This window comes from Idiomarina sp. H2 (assembly GCF_004364275.1).
Lineage (GTDB): Bacteria > Pseudomonadota > Gammaproteobacteria > Enterobacterales > Alteromonadaceae > Idiomarina > Idiomarina loihiensis.
The window spans coordinates 343,656-365,297 of sequence record NZ_SNZY01000001.1 but is presented as its reverse complement, the minus strand read 5'-3'; the positions used below and the strand labels follow the sequence as shown (position 1 = coordinate 365,297).

Annotated in this window: 18 protein-coding genes; 14 read left to right on the top strand and 4 right to left on the bottom strand. The window is 47.4% G+C overall.

From position 1 onward, the window contains the following. Positions 1–12: 12 nt before the first annotated feature. Positions 13–1,512: a CoA-acylating methylmalonate-semialdehyde dehydrogenase gene (locus DET62_RS01825; protein ID WP_110012550.1), complete on the bottom strand. Its 1,500-nt coding sequence runs from the start codon at positions 1,510–1,512 to the stop codon at positions 13–15. Positions 1,513–1,581: 69 nt separating this feature from the next. Here DET62_RS01825 and DET62_RS01820 point away from each other — a divergent pair, with 69 nt between their 5' ends. Continuing rightward, complete coding sequence (locus tag DET62_RS01820) at positions 1,582–2,460, top strand: EamA family transporter (RefSeq protein ID WP_110012551.1); 879 nt, start codon at positions 1,582–1,584, stop codon at positions 2,458–2,460. An 8-nt stretch (positions 2,461–2,468) separates the two neighbouring features. Here DET62_RS01820 and DET62_RS01815 read toward each other — a convergent pair whose 3' ends face one another. Beyond that, positions 2,469–3,650 carry an acetyl-CoA C-acyltransferase gene (locus tag DET62_RS01815; RefSeq protein WP_110012552.1) on the bottom strand — a complete coding sequence of 394 codons (1,182 nt, stop codon included), beginning with the start codon at positions 3,648–3,650 and terminating at the stop codon, positions 2,469–2,471. A gap of 78 nt (positions 3,651–3,728) precedes the next feature. On the opposite strand from DET62_RS01815, the gene DET62_RS01810 reads away from it, so the two are divergent. The 11 genes from DET62_RS01810 (at position 3,729) to rcsF (ending at position 17,738) form a co-directional block, all read left to right on the top strand. Then, entirely contained in the window at positions 3,729–4,148 is a 420-nt protein-coding gene (locus tag DET62_RS01810) for a MerR family DNA-binding transcriptional regulator (protein ID WP_011234124.1), read from the top strand. Next, the gene (locus DET62_RS01805; protein ID WP_110012553.1) at positions 4,145–5,314 is read left to right on the top strand and encodes an isovaleryl-CoA dehydrogenase; all 1,170 of its coding nucleotides are present in this window, start codon (positions 4,145–4,147) and stop codon (positions 5,312–5,314) included. Before DET62_RS01810 ends, DET62_RS01805 begins: the two co-directional genes overlap by 4 nt. Positions 5,315–5,329: 15 nt before the next feature. After that, positions 5,330–6,937 carry a carboxyl transferase domain-containing protein gene (locus DET62_RS01800; RefSeq protein WP_011234126.1) on the top strand — a complete coding sequence of 536 codons (1,608 nt, stop codon included), beginning with the start codon at positions 5,330–5,332 and terminating at the stop codon, positions 6,935–6,937. Positions 6,938–6,953: 16 nt separating this feature from the next. Continuing rightward, positions 6,954–7,739, top strand: coding sequence for an enoyl-CoA hydratase-related protein (locus DET62_RS01795; protein WP_110012554.1), 786 nt, complete (start codon positions 6,954–6,956; stop codon positions 7,737–7,739). A gap of 14 nt (positions 7,740–7,753) precedes the next feature. Beyond that, positions 7,754–9,724 carry an acetyl/propionyl/methylcrotonyl-CoA carboxylase subunit alpha gene (locus tag DET62_RS01790; protein ID WP_110012555.1) on the top strand — a complete coding sequence of 657 codons (1,971 nt, stop codon included), beginning with the start codon at positions 7,754–7,756 and terminating at the stop codon, positions 9,722–9,724. A 32-nt stretch (positions 9,725–9,756) separates the two neighbouring features. Then, entirely contained in the window at positions 9,757–10,656 is a 900-nt protein-coding gene (locus DET62_RS01785) for a hydroxymethylglutaryl-CoA lyase (protein ID WP_110012556.1), read from the top strand. 22 nt (positions 10,657–10,678) lie between these two features. After that, positions 10,679–12,622, top strand: coding sequence for an acetoacetate--CoA ligase (locus DET62_RS01780; protein WP_110012557.1), 1,944 nt, complete (start codon positions 10,679–10,681; stop codon positions 12,620–12,622). Between the two features lie 3 nt (positions 12,623–12,625). Then, entirely contained in the window at positions 12,626–14,845 is a 2,220-nt protein-coding gene (locus DET62_RS01775; RefSeq protein WP_110012558.1) for an EAL domain-containing protein, read from the top strand. A gap of 17 nt (positions 14,846–14,862) precedes the next feature. Further along, on the top strand, positions 14,863–16,512 hold the full coding sequence (locus DET62_RS01770; RefSeq protein WP_011234132.1) for an electron transfer flavoprotein-ubiquinone oxidoreductase: 1,650 nt from the start codon (positions 14,863–14,865) through the stop codon (positions 16,510–16,512). Positions 16,513–16,839: 327 nt separating this feature from the next. Further along, positions 16,840–17,256, top strand: coding sequence for an H-NS family nucleoid-associated regulatory protein (locus tag DET62_RS01765; protein ID WP_110012559.1), 417 nt, complete (start codon positions 16,840–16,842; stop codon positions 17,254–17,256). A 113-nt stretch (positions 17,257–17,369) separates the two neighbouring features. Continuing rightward, positions 17,370–17,738, top strand: coding sequence for an Rcs stress response system protein RcsF (rcsF, locus tag DET62_RS01760; RefSeq protein ID WP_227016305.1), 369 nt, complete (start codon positions 17,370–17,372; stop codon positions 17,736–17,738). On the opposite strand, the gene DET62_RS01755 is transcribed toward rcsF, so the two are convergent. Further along, the gene (locus DET62_RS01755) at positions 17,735–18,376 is read right to left on the bottom strand and encodes a hypothetical protein (protein ID WP_110012561.1); all 642 of its coding nucleotides are present in this window, start codon (positions 18,374–18,376) and stop codon (positions 17,735–17,737) included. The two genes, rcsF and DET62_RS01755, sit on opposite strands and share 4 nt — an antisense overlap. 211 nt (positions 18,377–18,587) lie before the next feature. On the opposite strand from DET62_RS01755, the gene tsaA reads away from it, so the two are divergent. Together tsaA and DET62_RS01745 are read left to right on the top strand one after the other, a co-directional pair. Next, on the top strand, positions 18,588–19,295 hold the full coding sequence (tsaA, locus tag DET62_RS01750; protein ID WP_110012562.1) for a tRNA (N6-threonylcarbamoyladenosine(37)-N6)-methyltransferase TrmO: 708 nt from the start codon (positions 18,588–18,590) through the stop codon (positions 19,293–19,295). A gap of 78 nt (positions 19,296–19,373) precedes the next feature. Then, positions 19,374–21,077 carry a proline--tRNA ligase gene (locus DET62_RS01745; RefSeq protein WP_011234137.1) on the top strand — a complete coding sequence of 568 codons (1,704 nt, stop codon included), beginning with the start codon at positions 19,374–19,376 and terminating at the stop codon, positions 21,075–21,077. Between the two features lie 79 nt (positions 21,078–21,156). Here the strand turns inward: DET62_RS01745 and gpt are convergent, their stop codons facing one another. Next, a complete protein-coding gene (gpt, locus tag DET62_RS01740) occupies positions 21,157–21,642 on the bottom strand; it encodes a xanthine phosphoribosyltransferase (protein ID WP_034820335.1) in 486 nt (161 codons plus the stop codon).

Below are 21,642 nucleotides of genomic sequence, written 5' to 3'. Positions count from 1 at the left end.
CGTTATCCCCTATTATCTCAGGTTAATTGACATGTTCGGACCTGCTGGATCTTCAAGGTCGCTCTCAAACCAACGCGCTGTTACCGTCTTAGTTTCGCTGTAGAAACGAACGCCCTGCTTACCATAAGCGTGAAGGTCACCAAAGAATGAACGCTTCCAGCCAGTAAATGAGAAGAACGGCAGCGGTACCGGAATTGGAATGTTGATACCGACCTGACCCACTTCAACTTCGTGCTGGTATTTACGCGCGGCGGCACCACTTGCGGTAAAGATAGAAGTACCATTACCGTAAGGGTTGTTGTTAACCAATTCCAAAGCGTCTTCAAGGCTGTCCACTTCTGTGGCGCACAATACCGGACCGAAAATTTCTGTTTTATAGATTTCCATATCCGGCGTTACGTTAGAGAACACTGTTGGGCCAACCCAGTTACCATTTGGCAGACCGTCAACTTTGCAATTACGACCATCAACCAGCAATTTAGCGCCTTCTTTCTCACCCTGAGTAATCAAAGCTTCAACGCGTTCTTTCGCTTGTGGACTAATAACCGGGCCATAAGCGGCACCTTCGTCATTCCATGCGCCCGGACGAACCTTAGCAATAGCTTCCGCTATTTCAGGGATCCACTCTTTTGCCGCGCCAACAAATACTGCGACAGAAATCGCCATACAACGTTGACCCGCCGCACCGACAGAAGAGCCAACCATATTGTTGATGACTTGCTGTTTATTGGCGTCAGGCATAATAACGCAATGGTTTTTCGCACCGGCAAAGGCCTGTACACGCTTACCATTTTCAGTACCACGGCGGTAAATATATTCAGCAACCGGCACTGAGCCTACAAAAGACAAGGCACGAACGTCGGGGTGGTCTAACAGAAAATCGACCTGATCTTTATTACCATGCAAGACCTGCAACACACCTTTAGGCGCGCCTGCTTCTTCGAACAGTTCAGCCAAACGGGTTGGCGTTAACGGATCTTGCTCAGAAGGCTTCAGAATGAAGGTATTACCACAAGCAATGGCCAGCGGGAACATCCACAGTGGGATCATCGCCGGAAAGTTAAACGGCGTAATACCAGCGCAAACACCTAATGGCTGAGTGTAGCTGTAAGAATCAATTTTACGGGCAACGTTTTCAACGGTCTCGCCCATTAATAACGAAGGAATATTCGCCGCGTGTTCAACCACTTCAATACCACGCCAGACATCACCTTTGGCATCTTCAAAAGTTTTACCAGTTTCCTGTGCCAGCGTTTCCGCAATTTCTTCCTGATGTTCTTTTAACAAGGCCTGATAGCGCATCATTACGCGAGCACGCTCAGAAACCGGCACTTCTTTCCAGGTTTTAAAAGCTTCGCGAGCACTCTCAACCGCTGCGTCCATTTCGCTTTGAGTAGCAACTGGCACTTGAGCGATAACTTCCTGAGTTGCCGGGTTGGTGACAGGAATCCACTGTTCTGACTTCGAGGCGATAAATTCGCCATCTATATACAGAGGCACTTTCTTAGACATAATTCACCTTCTTATTGTGTTATTTTGTCATCTATTGATGAGCTAAATTTAGTTAAGTGAGCCTTTTACGTGACCCTCTTAATTCTGATTACTTTACTTTGGGCCGCCAGTTTTTCGCTAATTGGCGTTTACCTTGCGGGCCAGGTTGATGGTTATCTGGTTGTCTTTATTCGCATGATTTTAGCACTGATAACAGTGTTGCCCTTATTCCGCTGGCGTCATCTGTCGCCCCAAAATGGGCAATTGCCTCAACTAGCTAAACTGGCCGTTATTGGCGCTGTACAAATTGGCGCCATGTATTTGTTTCTTTATCATGCGTTTTTGTATTTGAGCGTTGCCGAAGTGCTTTTGTTCACTATCTTTACACCACTCTACATAACGCTAATTGATGAGCTGATACTTAACCGCAAGCATCTGCCGCTGTTATGGTGGATAGCCGCTGCAGTATCGGTATGCGGTGCCGCCATTATTCGCTATCAACCCTTGTCCGATGACTTCATCACCGGCTTCTTTTTAATTCAGGCAGCCAATGCCTGCTTTGCCGCCGGTCAAGTTGCTTATAAACGTTTGCCCACGGGTAAAACCTTAGAACAAAGCCAGCAATTTGCCGCCTTTTTCTTTGGCGCCAGTGTTATCGCCGGCCTTGGTGTTTTATTCTTTGGCGACTTAACCAAAATGCCGACCACCAATCTTCAATGGGGCATTTTATTGTGGCTCGGTATTGTTGCCTCCGGGCTTGGTTACCTTGGTTGGAACCTTTCCGGTAAACGAGTCAATACCGGGCAACTGGCCACCATGAACAATGCGTTAATTCCCGCGGGCATTTTGGTTAATGTCATTTTTTGGGAACAGTCTTTCGACTATACCCGGTTAAGCATTGGCGCTCTTATTATTATTCTTGCCGTATGGCTGGCAGGACGGGTTAACAAACTTAAACCCGCCCGCTAACCAGCGCTTTAGATCATTTCTACGGCCAGAGCAACGGCTTCACCACCACCAATACACAGTGAGGTGATACCCCGTTTCTGGCCTTTTTGTTTCAGTGCATGCAGCAAAGTAACCAATAACCGCGCACCACTTGCGCCAATAGGATGCCCTAAAGCACAGGCTCCGCCATGCACATTCACTTTAGCCGGGTCCAATTTCATTTGCTGAATAGCCAGCATGGTAACCATGGCAAAGGCTTCATTAATTTCCCATAAATCGACGTCGTCTTTAGTCCAGTCCAGCTTACCCAGCAAAGAATTCATTGCACCAATTGGGGCAACGGTAAATTCAGACGGCGCCTGAGAATGCGTAGTATGACCCATAACTCGCGCCAGCGGCTGCAGGCCCTTGGCCTTTGCATCGCTCTCACGCATTAAAATAAGTGCTGCGGCGCCATCAGAAATAGAACTGGAATTAGCCGCAGTAATAGTGCCGTCTTTTTTGAATGCCGCACGCAACTGAGGAATTTTGTCCAGACGCGCTTTACCCGGTTGCTCGTCAGTATCGACAGTGACGTCGCCTTTACGAGTAGAATATGTAACTGGGGTGATTTCGTCTTTAAAAAAGCCATCTTTAATAGCAGCCTGAGCTTTGGTAAGTGAATGAATGGCAAATTCATCCATTGCTTCACGACCCAGACCGTATTCGTCAGCGGTGTCCTGAGCGTAACACCCCATAGCTTTATGCTCGTAGGCGTCTTCCAAACCGTCCAGCATCATATGATCCAGCACTTGTCCGTGCCCCATACGATAGCCGCTGCGGCCTTTTGGCAGCATGTAAGGTGCATTCGACATGCTTTCCATGCCACCGGCCAGCACCACGTCTGCTGAGCCCGCTTTAATTAAATCGTGCGCCATCATTGCAGCTTTCAATCCGGAGCCGCATACTTTATTAATGGTGGTCGCGCCCGTTGAGCGAGGTAGATCCGCATGCAGCATTGCCTGACGCGCTGGTGCCTGACCTAAACCGGCAGGTAACACATTGCCCATGATAACTTCTGAAATATCATCGGCTGCTAAACCGCTGTTATTCAGCGCTGCTTTTATAGCTGTTGCGCCCAAATTGGGAGCAGTAACTTCACTCAAGCTGCCCTGAAAACCGCCCATTGGCGTACGATTGGCCGCTACTATAACGATAGAATCGCTCGACATTTTTCCTCCAAATGCACTTTACGTTAACGTAAACTTCCTCTAAGCTTAGATCTTAGGACAACCAAAAAGCAAGTACCGATGAACAATAAAGTGACCTACAGTATTGGCGAACTGGCAAAAGAATTTGACATTACCACCCGCAGCATTCGTTTTTATGAGGACGAAGGCTTGCTTTCCCCCAGACGCCAGGGGCAACAGCGCATATATACCAACAAAGACCGGGTTCGTTTAAAGCTGATTCTACGCGGCAAACGACTCGGTTTTTCACTGGCCGAAACCCGTCGTTTGTTCGAACTTTACGACGCGGATAATAGCAGTGCGGCCCAGCTCGAAAAGGTACTTGAGCTGGTCAGTGAGAAAAAACACTCACTTAAACAACAAATGGAAGATATTAATGTGTTACTGACCGAACTCAGTGGTCTGGAGCAACGTTGCCAAGACGAGCTCGAGAATATTCAGTCGTCAGTTTCAGAAGTTCATTCTCAGGAGTCGTTATGATCAGTCAATATACCACCTTTAACTTTGGTCTCGGCGAAACAGCCGATATGATCCGTGAACAGGTTAATGCCTTCGCGCGTGATGAAATAGCCCCACGCGCCGCCGAAATTGATGAAAAAAATGAATTTCCCGGCGATTTATGGCAAAAACTTGGCGACATGGGTCTGCTTGGCTTAACCGTTGCTGAAGAATATGGTGGTTCCGGCATGGGCTACCTTGAACATGTTATTGCTATGGAAGAAATTAGCCGCGCTTCTGCCTCGGTTGGCTTAAGTTATGGTGCCCATTCAAACCTTTGTGTTAACCAAATTCACCGTAATGGTAACGAAGAACAGAAGAAAAAATACTTACCGAAACTGTGCACCGGTGAACACGTTGGCGCTTTAGCTATGAGTGAACCTAATGCCGGTTCTGATGTAGTCAGCATGAAATTACGTGCAGAGAAGAAAGGCGACAAGTACATTCTGAACGGCAATAAAATGTGGATCACTAACGGTCCGGAAGCTAATGTCTTCGTAATTTACGCGAAAACCGAACCCGAGAAGAACTCACGGGGCATTACGGCCTTTATCGTTGAAAAAGACACACCAGGATTCAGCCAGGCGCAAAAACTCGACAAACTTGGTATGCGTGGTTCAAATACCTGTGAACTGGTCTTCGAAGATGTCGAGATTCCTGAAGAAAACATTCTGGGTGAACTTAACGACGGCGTTAAAGTGTTGATGAGTGGCCTTGATTACGAGCGCGCTGTTCTTGCAGCGGGCCCTTTAGGCATTATGCAGGCCTGCCTTGATACTTGCGTACCTTATATTCATGATCGTAAACAGTTCGGTAAAGAGATCGGCGAATTCCAGCTAATTCAGGGCAAAGTTGCTGATATGTACACTCGCACCAATGCGGCGCGTGCCTACGTTTACGCCGTGGCTCAATCTTGCGACCGTGGCGAGACCACTCGTAAAGATGCCGCCGGAGCAATTCTTTACGCCGCAGAATTAGCCACTCAGCTAGCACTGGACGCTATTCAGTTATTGGGCGGTAACGGCTACATTAACGAATACCCCACAGGACGCCTGCTACGTGACGCCAAGCTATACGAAATTGGCGCTGGTACGTCAGAAATTCGCCGTATGCTCATTGGCCGCGAACTGTTCACTGAATCCAAATAATAAGGAGGCAACGCCGTGGCGATTTTATCCAGTAAAATCAACACCCGCGATGCACAATTTGCAGCTAACAGCGAGTCTATGCAGACCGTCGTTAACGACCTGCAGGAAAAAGCGGCAAAAATTCATCAAGGTGGCGGTCCTAAGTATCAGGAGCGCCATTTGTCCCGTGGTAAGTTATTGCCCCGCGACCGTATTAATAAACTACTGGATGCGGGTTCACCGTTTCTGGAAATAGGTCAGTTTGCGGCCTGGGAATGTTACGAAGACTACGTTCCTTCTGCTGGTGTGGTTGCCGGTATTGGTCAGGTTGAAGGCACCGAGTGCATGATCATCGCCAACGACGCCACCGTTAAAGGCGGTACTTATTACCCGTTAACGGTTAAAAAACACCTGCGTGCTCAGGAAATTGCCGAACGTTGCCACCTGCCTTGTATTTATCTGGTGGACTCCGGAGGCGCTAATCTGCCCCGTCAGGATGAAGTATTCCCGGACAAAGAACACTTTGGTCGCATTTTCTTTAATCAGGCAAATATGTCAGCCAAAGGCATTCCACAAATTGCGGTAGTTATGGGTCTTTGTACCGCAGGCGGTGCTTACGTACCGGCTATGGCCGATGAAAGCGTCATTGTAAAAGAGCAAGGCACTATTTTCCTTGCGGGTCCGCCGTTAGTTAAAGCTGCAACAGGTGAAGAAGTCTCAGCCGAAGAGCTCGGCGGTGCCGATGTGCACACACGCATCTCCGGTGTTGCGGATCATTTTGCTCACAACGACGAACACGCTTTAGCCTTAGCGCGTCGCTCAGTAGCCCGCCTTAACCGCGGTGAACCAACTAAGCTCGACCGCCAGCCAGCCAAACCGCCGCGTTACGACGCAAAAGAGCTGTATGGCATTGTCGGCACTGACTTGCGTAAACCTTATGATGTACACGAAGTGATTGCGCGCATTGTCGATGACTCAGACTTTGACGAATTTAAAGCCAATTATGGCAATACATTGGTGACCGGCTTTGCCCGCATTGACGGCTACCCGGTAGGCATTGTCGCAAACAACGGTATTTTGTTCTCTGAATCTGCACAAAAAGGCGCTCACTTTATTGAACTTTGCGCCCAGCGCAAAATTCCACTGGTGTTCTTACAAAACATTACCGGCTTTATGGTAGGTAAAAAATACGAAGCCGAAGGCATTGCCAAGCATGGTGCGAAAATGGTGATGGCGGTTTCCTGTGCCAAAGTACCTAAGTTTACCGTGTTAATCGGTGGCAGCTACGGCGCCGGTAACTATGGCATGTGTGGTCGCGCCTATGACCCAACCATGATGTTCATGTGGCCTAATGCCCGTATCTCAGTTATGGGCGGTGAACAGGCCGCCGGCGTTATGGCGCAGGTGACTAAAGACAACTTAGCCCGTAAAGGCGAAAGCTTAAGTGAAGAGAAAGAACAAGCGCTGAAAAAGCCCATTGTTGAACAGTACGATAAACAGGGGCACCCCTATTATGCGTCAGCCCGCTTATGGGACGATGGCATTATTGACCCGGCACAAACGCGCGAAGTTCTGGCATTGAGCCTTGCCGCTTCATTAAATGCACCGATTGAAGACAGCCGCTTCGGCGTCTTCCGCATGTAATCGGAGGTTATTAATAATGGCAAAATACACCAAGCTCGATATTAACGACCAGGGCGTTGCCACGCTGACATTGAACCGGCCTGACGTTCACAACGCGTTTGACGACGTGATGATTGCAGAGCTGCTGCAGGCGTTAAAAGAAGTTGAAGAAAGTGCCAGCGCGAGAGTGCTGGTGCTTCGCTCAGAAGGTAAAAACTTTTCTGCCGGTGCGGATCTTAAATGGATGCGCTCCATGGCCGATAAAAACTACCAGCAAAACGTGGATGACGCCGGTGAGCTCGGGCTGTTAATGGAGCGTCTGGATTTGCTCAGCAAGCCCAGCATTGCTTTAGTCCAGGGAGCCGCTTTCGGCGGTGCCGTAGGCCTGGCCGCTTGCTGTGACATTGTACTGGCGCAGCCGCGCAGCAGCTTCTGCCTGAGTGAAGTCAAAATTGGGCTTATTCCTGCGGTTATCAGCCCTTATGTTGTGCGTACTATTGGCGAGCGCCAGTCGCGTCGCTATATGCTCACCGCCGAGCGCTTCTTTGCCGACAAAGCACAGGAGCTAGGTCTGGTTAACGAAGTTGTAGAAGATTTCGAGGAGCCACTGAATAAGTTATTAGAAGCTCTTCTAGCCAATAGTCCACAAGCGGTAGACGCCTGTAAGCAACTGATTCGCAATGTTGGTTCACGTCCAATTGATAAAGACGTGCGTGAACACACCATTAAAGCCATTGCCGAAATTCGCGTGTCGGAACAAGGTCAGGAAGGACTCAGTGCGTTTCTTGAAAAACGCCCCGCCGCCTGGCTTAAACAGAGTTAACAACAGGTCTCATTATGATCAAAACATTATTGATTGCGAACCGTGGTGAAATTGCCTGTCGTATTATTGCCACAGCTAAAAAAATGGGAATTCGCACCGTAGCGGTATTCTCCGATGCCGACCGTAACTCACGCCACGTTAAGCTGGCAGATCAGGCCGTACATATTGGTCCTGCAGCGAGCACGGACAGTTACCTGCGTGCGGATAAAATTATCGCCGCCGCTAAACAAACTGATGCCGAAGCCATTCATCCTGGTTACGGTTTTCTCTCAGAAAACGAAGATTTTGCCGACCAATGTCAGGCTAACGATATTATCTTTGTTGGCCCGCCAGTATCATCCATTGCTGCTATGGGTTCGAAGAGCGCGGCTAAATCCATTATGCAGGACGCCGGCGTACCTCTGGTTCCGGGTTACCACGGAAGCGAGCAGGACATTAAAACGCTAAAAGCAGAAGCTGAAAAAGTGGGTTTCCCGTTACTGCTGAAAGCGGCGTACGGCGGCGGTGGTAAAGGCATGCGTGTGGTCGAAAACATGGGCGAATTCGATGACGCCCTGAATTCCGCCAAACGCGAAGCTAAGTCCTCTTTCGGCAATGATAAAATGCTGATGGAGCGCTTTATTCGTAACCCTCGCCACGTCGAGATTCAGGTATTTACCGATGAACACGGTAACGCCGTTTATCTGGCAGAGCGCGACTGTTCAGTGCAGCGCCGTCACCAAAAGGTGCTTGAAGAGGCCCCCGCTCCGGCACTAACCGAGAAAACACGTACCGAAATGGGCGAAGCTGCCATTAGAGCAGCCCAGGCAATAGATTACGTTGGCGCCGGTACGGTTGAGTTTTTGTTCGACCAAAGTGGCGAGTTCTACTTTATGGAGATGAACACTCGCTTACAGGTTGAGCATCCGGTTACGGAGATGATCACCGGCCAGGATTTAGTCGAATGGCAGTTGCTGGTCGCTTCGGGTCAGCCATTACCTCTAGCGCAAAATGACATTCAGGTAAACGGTCACGCGTTTGAGGCACGGATTTACGCCGAAGACCCGGACAACGACTTCTTACCTTGCACCGGTACCATTAAGCATTTACGTACGCCTGCAGAAGAAAACGGCATCCGCATTGACACCGGTATTGAAGAAGGCGATGAGATATCTGCTTTCTATGACCCAATGATAGCTAAGCTGATTGTCTGGGACACCGATCGTACCCGTGCCCTGCTGCGTCTGCAAAAGGCTTTGCGTGAATATCGTTTAACTGGGTTAACGACTAACGTAGACTTTTTGCATCGTTTGGCCTCACATCCTGAGTTTGTGAAAACAAACCTGACAACCGAATTTATCCAGCAACATCAGGAAGAGCTGCTGCCCGATAGCTCGGTAAATTATCAGCAAATTGCAACGGAAGCGGCTTTGTTTGATATTTGTCAGCGCCAACAACAGCGTGGCAGTTCACCATGGCAAAGTGGTAATGCATTTAGAATGAACTCAGCGGCGACACATACGGTTCCACTGCAATTTGGCGAAGAAACCTACTCCATTTCACTAATAGAAACCGCTAACGGAGAGTTCCTGCAGCAAGTTGATGACGAAAGCATACAATGGCAGGCATCTTTAACCGACGACGAACTCACTCTGACTGCCGGTAGTATGCGCTATCATCGCTATGTCAGTGCCGACGACCAGCAAATTACCGTATTCACCGATAACGGCCCTATGACTTTCCATCGACACCGCGTGACTGATACGCTGTCGGATGAAGCGGCTCATGGTGGTCACGTTGCCCCAATGAACGGGACCATCATGGAAGTACTGGTCAAAAAAGGCGATACAGTCAAGAAAGATCAACCGCTGGTCATTATGGAAGCCATGAAAATGGAGTACACCATTAAAGCTGGACATGAAGGTGAAGTCACCGACGTCTTTTTCGCCGCGGGGGATTTGGTCAGCGACGGAGATGAACTGCTTGCAGTGAGCGAAGCCGAATAATAAGACATTATTAGAAGTAACCAGGAGTAATTATGGCAATTGCAGAACAGATAAAAATCGTCGAAGTTGGTCCTCGTGACGGCTTGCAAAATGAAGCAGCTGTTTCTGTCGATGCAAAAGTTGCCTTAATTGAAGCGCTGGCAGAAGCCGGCGTTTCTTATATTGAAAGTGCCAGCTTTGTCAGCCCCAAATGGGTGCCTCAAATGGCCGACAGCACTGCCGTTATGGAGCAGATTAAACGTCGCCCGGGAGTCACTTACGCCGGTTTAACGCCAAATTTGAAGGGCTTTGAAGCGGCAGTAGCAGCCAACATGGACGAGGTAGCGGTATTCGGTGCAGCGTCGGAAGCTTTTGCCCAAAAGAACATTAACTGCAGTATCGACGAGTCGCTGGAGCGTTTTAAGCCAGTTATTGCCGCAGCTAAAGAAAAAGGCATTCCCGTCAGAGGCTATGTTTCCTGCGTTTTGGGTTGCCCGTATCAGGGTGAGGTTCCGGTAGAAAATGTGGTTAAAGTTGCAGAAGCCTTATATCACATGGGCTGTTATGAAGTATCGTTGGGCGACACAATAGGCGTCGGTACGCCGTTAAAAGCTCAGGAAATGCTTGCCGCCGTTGCAGAGAAAGTCCCCATGGACAAGCTCGCGCTGCATTTTCACAATACCTACGGACAAGCTTTGGCCAATATCATAGCCTGCCTTCCACTGGGTGTTGCTACCATTGATTCAGCCGTAGCTGGTCTGGGTGGCTGCCCATACGCTAAAGGCGCCAGTGGCAATGTTGCCACTGAAGACGTGGTTTACATGTTAAATGGTATGGGCATTAAAACCGGTATTGACCTGAACAAGTTAATCGCGGCCGGAGCCGATATTTGTCAGCATTTAGCGCATGGCCCCCGCTCTCAGGTCGCAGTAGCAGAATTGGCAAAAGCTTAATTAGCAAAATAAGGGGATTAAAATGACTTCAGAAGCTTTATGGCAACCGTCAGCAGATACCATTGCTAATGCCCGCATGACAGACTTTCTACAACAAGTGAATAAAGATAAAAACGTAGCGCTGGCCAATTATCACGACCTTTATCAGTGGTCCGTCGAGAACGACGAAAGTTTCTGGTCTATGGTGTGGGATTACTTTGATGTTGTTGGTGAAAAAGGCTCTACGATAGTTACCGATAAAGAAAAAATGCCCGGTGCCCAATGGTTTCCTGAAGCCAGCCTGAATTTTGCCGAGAACCTGTTGCGTCATAAAGACGACCATATTGCTCTAGTTTTTCGCGGTGAGAATGGCACACGCCAGCAGTTAACTTATGCCGAACTCAACCACGAAGTTGCAGCTTTTGCCGAAGGCTTACGCCAACGCGGAGTTGAAGCCGGTGACCGTGTTGCCGCCATGATGCCTAACTGCATAGAAACCATAATTGGTATGCTGGCAACCACCAGTATCGGCGCTATCTGGTCGTCTTGCTCGCCGGACTTTGGCGTTCAGGGCGTACTTGACCGTTTCGGTCAGATAGAACCTAAAGTTCTGATCACTGTTGATGGTTATTTTTATAACGGCAAAAACCTCAACATAAAGAACAAAACCGCCGATATCATTAAACAAATTCCAAGCATTGAAGCCACGGTGCTGGTTAATTTCAGCCAACAAAAAGACCGCATTGAAGGCGACAAAGTGTTTTCATGGAGTGATTTTGGCGACGCTGAAAAGACCCAGATAGATTTCGCTCCACGCAACTTTAATGACCCGCTCTATATTATGTTTTCATCAGGTACTACGGGCGTACCTAAGTGCATTGTTCATGGTACGGGTGGTACCTTATTGCAGCACTTAAAAGAGCACGGTCTGCATACCGACTTAGATCGTGACGACAATCTGTTTTACTTCACCACCTGTGGCTGGATGATGTGGAACTGGCTGGTCAGTGGACTGGCAGTGGGCGCAACCCTGACCTTATTCGACGGTTCACCTTTTGCACCTAAACCTGAGTTTTTATGGGATGTGGCTGACGAAGAAGGCATTACCGTATTTGGTACCAGCGCCAAATATTTAGCAGCGCTTGAAAAAGAAGGCGTTAAACCGGGAGAAAGCCATAACCTGGAAAAGCTGCGCAGCATCTTAACCACGGGGTCGGTACTACCACCAGAAAGCTTTGACTACGTTTACCGCGACATTAAAAAAGACCTGTGTCTGTCCTCAATATCAGGCGGTACGGACATTGTCTCCTGCTTTGCCCTTGGCTGCCCTATTCTGCCGGTTTACCGGGGCGAATTACAATGTCGGGGCCTTGGTTTAGCCGTTAACGTTTATGACGAGAACGGAAAGCCGGTTAAAGGCGAAAAAGGCGAACTGGTTTGTGAAAACTCATTCCCCTGCATGCCCGTAAGCTTCTGGAACGACGAGAATGGCGAACGCTACTTCAACGCGTATTTCGATAGATTTAAAAATACCTGGGCACATGGTGACTTTGCTGAGCTCACCGAGAACAACGGCGTTATTATTTACGGCCGTTCCGATGCCGTTCTTAACCCGGGCGGCGTACGTATTGGCACCGCTGAAATTTACCGTCAGGTAGAAAAGGTTGAGGAAGTATTGGAAAGTATTGCTATCGGTCAGCAATACGAAGATGACGAGCGCGTCATTCTTTTTGTAAAACTCAGAGATGGCATAGAGCTTAGCGACGAACTTCGTCAAACCATTGCAAAAACCATTCGGACCAACGCGACTCCGCGGCACGTACCTGCCGTAATTTTGCAGGTTGAGGACATACCCCGTACTATAAGCGGTAAGATAGTCGAATTAGCGGTACGTAATGTGGTTCACGGCGAGCCCGTGAAAAACACGGATGCTCTGGCAAACCCAGAGGCACTGGATTACTTCCGTGATAGAGAGGAGTTGCGTTAATCCATGATGTTCCTGCACGGATCACGGCAGGCTGTTATAGCAGCCCTTGTTGGTTTGGTCATTACTGTTACCGCTTTTAGCTATTTGCGTTATCAGGAAAATCAAGTTGTCCACGATGCCCTGGAAGCCGAAACTTATAACTTGCAACGCGACATTCGACAAAGTCTGGTATCCCATTTGTTCGTCGCTGAATTGTTAGCTCGCGAGTGGGAACGTAGTGACCTTTCAATAAAGGAACGCTGGAAGGAAAATGCCGATATCGTTACTTTGTACTATCAGAATGTACAAGGCATCACCTGGCTCAATGATGAACTGGATATTGAGCTTATCTACCCTCAGAACGAACAACCCGAACTACTGGGAACGCCTTTTGCTAAAACTCCATTACTGGAAAAGCTGAAGGCTTCGGAAGGAAACCGTCACGCAATGATGGGCCCTGCCGGGAATTTGGGCCGTATTAGCAGCGACATAGCTATTTTTGTCCGTGTAGAGCAGCAAGATCAAACTCACGGCTTTCTGGGTTTTGTAATAAGCCTGCAAAGCCTGTTTAACAATGTGGTGCGCAGTAACATCAGTGAAGGTTTCCAACTCAGTGTACGCAGTGCCAACGACATACTGTATCAATTTTCCGGCGATACTTCATTACGCAAAGAGTGGTCACATTTTCATTCATTACAATTGGTAGGAAATAGCTGGGAGCTTTCAGTCTGGCCAACCGCTGGTCATCTGGAACAACTACGCGGGGGAATTTCACTAGCCGCTTTAATCGCCGGTTTACTCGTAACCAGCATGCTGACTTTTGTCCTTTATATTTTAGGCCAGAGCCGTTTTAAAGCTCAGCAACTGGCCGATTCAAATATTGAACTTTATAGTGAAATTGATGAACGCGAGCGCATTGAAAAGCAGATGGCTTATCTTGCCGAGCATGATTCTCTTACCGGTCTTGTAAACCGAAACGCCTTGAAACGTATTCTGGGTGAGTGGCTGGAAACCGAATCGCCGCATAAAAAAGCCGCTTTGTTATTTATCGATTTAGATAGGTTTAAGGAAGTCAATGATGCGCTGGGCCATACGGTTGGCGACGAATTGCTACGCCGGGTTGCACGACGCATTACAAAATTAGCACCTAAAGGTAGTGTTCTGGCGCGGGCTGGTGGTGATGAGTTTTTACTGGCAATAGCAAAACCTGATAGTCGCGAAAGTATTATCAAATTGTCTGAGCAAATGCTCCAGGCTTTGGACACGCACTTTTTCGTCGACGTCTATGAGCTCTTTATTAGTGCTTCTATTGGTGTCACTTTCGCGGATGATGCCGATTTTAACGCTGAATACTTTATTCGTAACGCAGACACCGCGCTATATCAGGCAAAAGAACATGGCCGCAATACCTATAAAGTTTACGATAAAGCCATTCACCGCGACTTGACCAAAAAACTGGAACTGGTTAAACGGCTGCGCCACGCCGTTTCTAAGCAGCAACTAACGGTTTATTACCAACCTAAAGTTGAGCTCGGTAGCCGCCGTATCAGTGGTTTAGAGGCTCTAGTTCGCTGGGTTGATGACGATGGCAGTATCATTCCTCCGGATGAGTTTATTCCACTGGCTGAAGATACCGGTCTCATTATTCCAATATCGGAATACGTGATGGAAGAAGCCTTCCTACAATTAAAGCAATGGCACGAACTTGGCTTCGACGAATTGAGCATTGCCATCAATATCTCCGGAAAACAGCTACACTTAGCTGATTTGGTCGATGATATTATGGAGCGGGTTAACGAAGCACAAATACCGCCAAACAAAGTTGAACTAGAGCTAACTGAGCAAGTATTTATCGAAAATATTCAGTCCCATACCCGTTTCATGCACTCGGTGCGTGAACAGGGAATGTCACTGGCTATAGACGACTTTGGTGTGGGATACTCTTCGCTTTCATATTTGAAGAATTTCCCGGTTACTTCGTTAAAAATAGATCGCTCTTTTGTCAGGGATTTACCACACAACGAAGACGACGCAACCATTACGCAGACCATTATTAGTCTGGCGCGTAATTTAAACCTGCAATTGGTTGCCGAGGGTATAGAAACCGAAGAACAAGTCGAATTTTTATTACAACGTGAATGCAGTACCGGACAAGGCTTTCTTTTCAGTAAACCGGTTCCGGCACGGCAAATCACTGAACTATTACAGCAGTATAAAGGGCTTATCCCTATCCAGATAGCCTGAATATAGTGGAGGTTAACGTGGAACGCGAAAGCATGGAATTTGATGTCGTCATAGTTGGTGCAGGCCCGTCAGGGTTGGCAACCGCCTGTCGACTCGGCCAACTCGCACAGGAAAATGAGCAAGAACTCATGATATGCGTAGTTGAGAAAGGCGCTGATATTGGCGCTCATATTTTATCCGGCGCGGTGTTCGAACCACGAGCCCTGAACGAACTTTTCCCTGACTGGAAAGATCGCGGCGCCCCGCTCAATACCGAAGTTACCGGCGATGATGTGTTATTGCTAAAAGACGAAAATAATCACAGTCGTCTGCCTGACTTTAGTGTGCCTAAAACCTTTCACAATAAAGGCAATTACATTGCCAGTATGGGTAACCTGTGTCGTTGGATGGCAGAACAAGCCGAACAACTGGGCATCGAAATATTTCCTGGTTTTGCGGCCTCTGAAATTCTGTATAACGACGATGGCAGCGTTGCGGGTATTCAAACCGGTGACATGGGTGTGGCTAAAGACGGTAGCGAAAAAGACGGCTATATGCCGGGAATGGAACTGCGTGCTAAATACACCTTATTCGCAGAAGGTTGTCGCGGTCATTTAGGCAAAGAGCTGATTAGCAGGTTTGAACTGGATAAAGACAGCACCCCGCAACATTATGGTCTAGGCTTTAAAGAAATTTGGGATGTACCAGAGGACATGCACGAGCCCGGCAAAGTGGTTCACACCGCAGGCTGGCCGCTAACCGACAGTGATGCTACTGGCGGCGGTTATCTATATCATGCCGAAGACGGACAAGTGTACTTAGGCCTTATTGTTGATCTTAACTACGCTAACCCTTACCTGAATCCATTTCAGGAGTTTCAGCGGTTCAAAACTCACCCGGCTATTAAGCAAATCATTGAAAATGGTAAGCGGGTGTCCTACGGCGCACGCGCTATTGCTAAAGGTGGCTATTATTCGTTACCGAAAATGACCTTCCCCGGAGGTTTGCTGGTTGGCTGTAACGCAGGCACCTTAAACTTTGCCAAGATCAAAGGAAACCATACCGCAATGAAGTCGGGTATGGTGGCCGCTGAATGTGTATTTGAACAGCTAAAAAATGGTAAAGCCAACGACGACATTACCAGCTACAAAGAGGCGTTTGAAAAGTCCTGGGTATTTGATGAATTGTATCGCTCACGCAATTTCGGCGGTGCTGTGCATAAATTGGGCACAATACTTGGCGGCGCTTATAATATGGTCGATCAAAATTGGTTTGGTGGTAAATTACCCTTTAAATTTAAAGAGTGGACACCGGATTATAAAGCGACAGGTAAAGCCGAAAACTATACGGCAATCGACTATCCAAAAGCAGATAATAAACTGACATTTGATCGTCTGTCATCGGTATTTTTGTCCAATACCAATCACGCAGAAGATCAACCCTGCCATTTAAAGCTCAGTGACGCTAATATTCCATTAGAGGTCAATTTACCGAAGTATGCAGAGCCTGCGCAACGCTATTGCCCTGCCGGGGTTTATGAAGTGGTTGAAGAAGACGGCAAACAAGTTTTTCAAATTAATGCGCAAAACTGCATACACTGTAAAACTTGTGATATTAAAGATCCTAGCCAGAATATAACCTGGGTTGTGCCCGAAGGTGGCGGCGGACCTACCTACCCTAATATGTAAACACTTCGTAAAGTTAATAACAAAAAACACCAAAGCATGTTAAATGTTTTGGTGTTTTTTCGTTTTAGGAACTAAAAATTATAAGTTTGTCGACTTATTAAGTCATAAATGTACTTTTAAACGAGTCATATAAAAATGAAGTGAAAAGAGAGCAGTATTGATAGTAATTATAAGTAATTGTTAATAAGTAACGCTATACGGTGATTTTAATCCTCTTTCTCTATTTCTATGTACTTATTCAATAAAAAGAAGTTTCAACTTAAACTGTAATAACAGCTATAATGCAAACAAACCAATATTTAAGCAATCAAATAAGGTAAGCAAAAAATGAGTGAATTCATTAACATTCTTCGTCACGAACGCCGTTTAAAAGCAGCATTAAAAGAACTGGATTTAAACGAGCTGGAAAGTGTTAAATCTAAATTTGATTCGGTAATTTCTCAGCGTCGCGAAGAGGAAGCTGAAAAGCAACGCCAGAACGAAGCAAAGCAGAAAAAAATTGAAGAATTTAAAAGCGCGATGGCCGATGCCGGCATTGAATTGTCCGACATATTAGAGCAAGAGCTGGGTGGCGAACCTATCGTTAAAACCACTCGTAAAAAACGGGAACCTAAGCCTCCTAAATACGAATACACCGACGAAAACGGCGAAAAACAAACCTGGACTGGTCAGGGTCGCATGCCTAAAGCCATGAAAACAGCGGTCGATAATGGCAAATCATTAGAAGCATTTCTAATTAAGTAGCGTTAGTCAAACGTAATCTCTACCAATAATAAAGAGTAGAGATTACGCTTTTTGTTGAACAATAGGCTCAGCTTGATTAGGCTATAGAAAATTCAAACTGGCAAGGATCGACATTGCGCTATCGTTTCATAGCATTCGTATTAACGCCATTATTCGGCCTTTCTGCCTGTAGCATCTTACCTCAGATGTCAGGAGGCTTTAATCAGATCGACTCAGGTGATGTTGAAGTTTATCGCGGTGACAACAAGCCCTCACGTGCATACGAGTTGATAAGTATTGTAAATGGTGAAAGCTGCCAGCGAAAATTTAGAGGCGCAGAAGCGTCGGCGAACGATGCCGTTCAAGCCCTGCGGGAAGACGCTGCCCGATTTAAAGCTCATGCCATTATCGGCGCTCAATGCTTTTCTTTTAAACCCGAAGCCGACTCCATCTGTTACAGTGAAGTCAGCTGCGTGGGCCGCGCTATTCAATGGCGTGATTAATAACCTTGTTTCAAGGTAACGTCGCCAACGCCAACTTCAACCTTAACTCTGACAGAGCCGTTACCCTGATAACTCGACTCAGATGTCACAATCATTCTGTCTTCCTGAGTGTTGCCGAAGTTCTTTAAACTGGTATCGCCAACTCCTACCGATGCTTCTACTTGCTTGTAGTCGCCCTTGGCTAGATTCAAAGAGACATCACCAACACCTAAATCAACTTTTAAGTCGTTGAATGGTACGTCACCTTCAATCTGACCAACACCCAGGTCTATCTCAAGCAATCGGCTGCGCGGTACGGACACTATCCAATGTTGTGACATATCGTCATCGGGTGTTGCCGAAATTTCCAGGCGATTCCCGTCTCGTTCACCTTTTATAATAACTTTATCAAGCTCACCGCCACTGACTAACCAGCCGTCATCATCCGACTCTACACGAAGCTCAATTCCGACCGTATCGCCTTCTGTTACACTTAACTCAACCGTTCCCACCGTTGCGTCTAAATGAATTTCTGTATCACTGCTAACAATATAACTACTGGTTAACGTGCGTTCACTTTCGGCAGAAAACGCGGCTGTACTTACTGTAACTAAACCAATAAAACCTAAAGTTAAAGGCCAAATTTTGTGTTTCATCATTTTTCTTTTCCTATTGTTATTAAAACGATTCATGCTAATCCCTAAAGCACTAAAAGTTGCTTATGACTAGCTTTTGCAACGCCTGTGCCAAAAATAAAAGTCACGTAAAATCAGTGAGTTAATCCATCTTTGATTTTCGAGGTTAGTGAATTAACAAACTATGTGGTCAAATTGGCTACCACAATTCTGGATATTCACTAACGGAGGCAGAATGAAAAGCCAGCAACAACTAACACCCATAGCTATCATTCGTACGCCTTTTCCTGAAAAGTTTAGTGTTCCCCGGCAACCCGGCCTGGCTCCCTCTGCATTGGCTCAGGTTGAGCTCGTTGGGAATTACCAGCATGTACAAGCTATAGAGGGTATAGAACAGTTCTCTCACCTTTGGCTAACCTTCGAGTTTCATCAGCACAGTTCGTGGCAGGAGCGCGTTCGCCCGCCCCGGCTTGGCGGTAATGAACAGCTGGGCGTCTTTGCCACCCGCTCCCCCTTCCGGCCGAATCAATTAGGCTTATCTGTGGTTGAGTTAGTTGCAGTAGAAACCGAGCCTAAGGTGGTGTTGACGGTACGCGGAGCTGACTTGGTGGATAACACCCCTATTGTTGATATAAAACCTTATATTCCCTACGTCGACGCTATTAGTGACGCTCGTGCGGGATTTGCTCAGCAAAAACCGGAAGAAAGCTTAGAGGTGAAATTTTTGGAAGCGGCGGATTCGACTCTTATCAGGGAGTCAGAGTGCGCTCCTGAGCTTAAAACACTGATTACCGAGGTGCTCAGCCAGGACCCCAGACCCGCTTACCACAAGTTACAGGAAAACCAGAGAAATTACGGCACAGCGCTTTTGAACTACAATATTCGCTGGTATGTACAACAAAACACCGTTTTTGTTGAAGAAATCTCACTAAAACAGCTGTAAAAGGCTTTTGGGCGGCGTCAGACACTGCTAAACTTCGCTCTAATTTTTGACCACTATAACTTGCAGAGATGCCGGACTATGCGCAGCAGCAAATATTTATTATCAACGCTTAAAGAGACACCTTCTGATGCTGAGATCGTGAGTCATCAGCTGATGTTGCGGGCAGGTATGATCCGTAAAGTCGCCGCTGGGTTGTATACCTGGACGCCAACCGGTTTGCGTGTACTGCGCAAAGTTGAAAACGTTGTGCGCGAGGAAATGGAAGCCATTAACGCATTGGAAATTTTAATGCCAATGGTACAACCCGCCGATCTTTGGCAGGAGTCAGGACGCTGGGATGACTACGGCCCGGAATTACTGCGTATAAAAGACCGCAACCAACGTGACTTTTTACTGGGGCCAACCCACGAAGAAATTATCAGTCAACTGGTACGTAAGGAAGTTAGCAGCTACAAACAACTGCCATTAACCTTGTTCCAAATCCAGACCAAATTCCGTGATGAAATACGCCCTCGTTTTGGCGTGATGCGTGCACGGGAATTTCTGATGAAGGACGCCTACTCTTTCCATTTGACCGACGAATCGCTGCAAAAAACATACGACGATATGTACAAGGCCTACTGTCGTATTTTCGAGCGTCTTGGTTTAGATTATCGTCCGGTTATAGCCGATACAGGCTCTATTGGCGGAAGCCACTCGCACGAGTTTCATGTGCTGGCAAGTTCCGGTGAGGACGCCATCGCGTTTTCTGACTCTTCAGATTACGCCGCGAACGTGGAAATGGCAGAAGCTCTGGCTCCTGCTGGTGAGCGCCCTGCTCCTAATCAAAAAGTAGAAAAGCATGAAGTACAAGGCGACGAACTCGCTGCTGTACTGCAGCCTTTGTCTGTAGAAAGCCAGCAAGCAACCAAGTCTTTTATTGTTAAAGCAGCGGACGACATTGATTCTGAATACGTTCAGCTAGTTCTTCGCGCTGACCATGAACTGAACACAGTAAAAGCTGAGAAACTGGCTCAGGTTGCGGCTCCGCTGGAAATACTGACTGAAACAGAGAAAGCCACCGGCGTAGAAGCACCTTACATTGGCGTTGTAAACGCGAAACTGCCTCTGTTAGTTGACAGCAGTGCGGCTCACCTCGCCGATTTTGCCTGTGGTGCAAATGAGAACGGCCAGTGGCTAACAGGTGTTAACTGGAAACGTGACACGGGTGATTTCAGCGTCGTGGATATTCGTAACGTTGTTGCCGGTGACCCGAGTCCTTGTGGTCAGGGCAAAGTCAAAATTGCTCGCGGTATTGAAGTTGGTCATATTTTCCAGCTGGGCAAAAAATACAGCGACGCTATGAAAGTTGGTGTGTTGTCTGAAAGCGGTAAACACGAAACTTTAACCATGGGCTGCTATGGAATAGGTGTTTCGCGCATAGTCGCTGCCGCCATAGAGCAAAATAACGACGAGCGCGGTATTTGCTGGCCGGAAGCTTTAGCGCCTTTCCAGGTTGTTATAGTGCCAATGAATATGCACAAGTCGGCACGGGTACAGGAAGCCGCTGAGAAGCTTTATACCGACTTAAAGGCTCAAGGTATTGATGTGCTGTTTGATGACCGTAAGGAGCGCCCCGGGGTCATGTTTACCGACATGGAGCTCATAGGCATTCCTCATCAGGTTGTGGTTGGTGAGCGTAACCTTGATGAAAACCAGGTTGAGTACCAAAGCCGTAAAGGCGGAGAGAAGCAGAAAATCAATTTAGATGACTGCATTAGCTTCATACAGCAACAACTCTAACTTATGCCGTTAATAAAAATGGCCTGATAGTTTTCGCTATCAGGCCATTTTTTTGCCTTAATTTTTTAACGAGAGAGTCTTAAGACTCCTGACCCGCTAAAGGCTCAATGTAGTGTAAGTGCATATCCCACGGGAAGTGGATCCAGGTGTCCTGGGCTAAGTCGGCAACAAAATCGTCGACCATTTCCATACCACTGGGTTTTGCGTAAACCGTCACAAACTTAGCTTTCGGCAAGCGTTCCCGCAGAAACTTCAGCGTATTGCCGGTATCCACTAAGTCATCAACGACCAGAAAACCTTCGCCGTCTTCGGTTGCCGTTACGTCTTTCATTACCTGCAAGTCGTCACGCTGTTCGGTGTGGTCATATGAGCTTACAGCAACACAGTCGACAACTCGAATATTAAGCTCGCGCGACACAATTGCCGCCGGAACCAAGCCACCACGGCTAACCGCAATAATACCTTTATATTGCTCCGCCGGTAATTGCCGACGCGCTAGTTCACGCGTTGCGCGGTGCAACTCTTCCCATGATACAAAAAACTCGCGGTTTGAATGCCATCCCAT